The sequence below is a fragment of the Kiloniella spongiae genome (assembly GCF_001026905.1).
In the GTDB taxonomy this organism is placed as follows: Bacteria; Pseudomonadota; Alphaproteobacteria; order Kiloniellales; family Kiloniellaceae; genus Kiloniella; species Kiloniella spongiae.
On sequence record NZ_LAQL01000040.1, the window covers coordinates 1 to 2,509 of the forward strand.

The window sequence follows — 2,509 nt, forward strand, 5'->3', positions numbered from 1 at the left end:
GGGCGTCCTGTACCGGTTCTGCCAATCAGGTTTATCGTGTTGCCGACAAAACAACGCCTGAATACTACGCATCTAATATAGCGCTTAAAAATGACAGCGAGTCCGCTTGTTTTTCTGATCCTGATGCTAACGGTAAAATCACGATGATCGATTGCGCCAAAGGTGCGAAATATAATTATGTCATTGATATTAGAGGATATATCAAGTTCATCAATACTAAAACCGGCGAATGTATCCAGCCCGAGAACTATCAAAACGGCGCTCACTTAATCGAAAAACCATGTACCCAATTGGACTACCAATGGTGGTCTCCTATTGCAGCTCCTGGTGGTTGGCGCATCCAGAACGCGCAAACTAAAACTTGTACCCGTGCACCCGGTCTGGGAAATATTGCTGTGACAGAAACCTGTCAAGATTGGGCACAATCGGTCATTACACCTGTTGTTGATCCTTATTCCGGCGTTACTTACACGACGGATACCAATGGTTTTCTAAATCCTGTTATTCCTGGGACAACGGCGAATGTAGGTATTTGCACGGTGCAGGTAAAAAATACACAAGTTATTGGAACTGTTGGCCTGGATCAGAATGGCGACAGTAAGTGTCATTTTAACTATAATGGGGGCGACCAAGAACAGCCGGTGGGTGGAAAGAACTATACGGTTACTGTTTTGGATGGAACTCTATGGCAAGCTTATAAAGTGGGAGATAAACTACCTGAATATGCCATTCCTGCAGGGTTTGTTGATGATACCGGGAAAATAAAAACTGTTTATGTATGCCGTATCAAGTCAAATAAAAAACTTAATCTTTCTCAATCCAATACAGGTTTACTAGGTGCTTCTGGTTCAATTTATTGGGGGGAGCAGACTAACGGTTCTAGTTATACCAAGTTTGGTTGGGTCACGGATCAGCAAACTAATGGAAATTACTGTAATTCTCAGGCTATGAATCAATCTGATAATGATAATTATCAGCCATCGGCAAAAGAATTCGAAATTTTGGTTCGCCGTGCTGATAAAGCATATTTACTTCAACTGAGTGATTTGAAGCCGGGAGGCACTAACGCTGGGAAAAATCCTGTTTTACAAAGTTTAGCCAGTCAAAAAGGCCTTTATGAGAATGAGAAGAAGGTAACAGATAGTTCTGGTTCTAATCAGAATGGTATTTCACAGAATAATTGGAAACCGGATACCGGGCAATACGGAGGTCCCGCGGTTTTGCTCTTGGGTGATATTGTAACTCTTAAAGGACGTGTTGTTGGGGGAAATCGTAATCGTAGCGCGATTTGGAAGCTTCCTGAACACTTGGCTCCCGAAGATACCTTATTGTTCAGCGTGAATGCGGAACGCTCGTCATCACAAGAACGGCCACATTTGGAAATTCATTCTGATGGTACAATTATTCCGTCAGAGAACAATTATCTATATAACAAATGGATCGATCTATCTGGTATTCACTACAGCACTTCATCGACTCAATTGAGAGTTGCAGACAAATGGAATGAGGGGGATCGAGGTTTTGGTGATGATTATGGAATGCCAACCGCAGCCAAAGTAGGTAAAAATATTGTCCTTAATGGTGTTATCGCTGTGCAAGACCGTGATTCTGGTGGCTTATTTGGGTTCCAGATTTCCAACAATGATCGTGGTAGTAATCTGGCGTTTTTGCCAGATGGATTTTTTCCACCAAAACAGTTGCAATTCAATGTTTCAGTAATGATGCATGGTAATAGTGATCTCGTGCCGGGTGTCATTAACATTTCTACTAATGGAGTAATTAGCATTGAGGGGAACTCTCAATCCATTTTCTTCATTAACCTGTCTGGAATTACCTATGAACAATAAATTCAAGTGTGGATCTATTTAATTAATATCCGCTCGTTGAGATGAAGAAGAGTAAGGATCATAATTTATGAATCTTTAAAAATTACCCGAATTCTCTTTGAGAAATGCATATTTAAGCGGTGAGAGGACGATTGGTAAAACCTGTGTGGAAAGGGGCTGAATTATCTAATGGTTTTGTAAAATATCTCTGATGCATTTTGGTGGGAAAACACACTAAAAAATACCTATTTGTTGCATCTGTACCATAATAGAAAAAGTGTTCAATATAGTTATAGATAATCTTATCACTTATAAAATGAATATATAATATGGTTTTTATCTATCTTTTTTGGAATAATTTATATTATTATCATTTTAAGTAAGAGCTATAGCTAAATAGTTCAAAGCATTACTTTAAATGCTAATAGCGCTTGGATTGTTGATGTTTTCATCAGTATTCATGAGTGAAACATATTCTTGGAGGTTATCTGATGAGCCTTATCACAATAAGTAGAAAAAATTAACTTGCTAGAGTGGGTAACGTCGCCTCTCTTTGGCTTTTTTAAATCACATCCAATTTTTTATTAGACTTTTTTAGGCGAAGTCAAAAATGCAGAATGTATTTAAAAAGTTTGTATTTATTTATTGTGTGATATTTGCGGCCTGTATTTCTGTTGCAAATG

The 2,509-nt window shown here is 38.7% G+C and carries 1 protein-coding gene; it reads left to right on the forward strand.

What is annotated here, in order from left to right; translation table 11 throughout:
• Window positions 1–1,847, forward strand: a 1,847-nt coding sequence (locus WH96_RS22175) for a hypothetical protein (protein WP_047766169.1), incomplete at its 5' end; no start/stop codon positions are given.
• Window positions 1,848–2,509 lie beyond the last annotated feature (662 nt).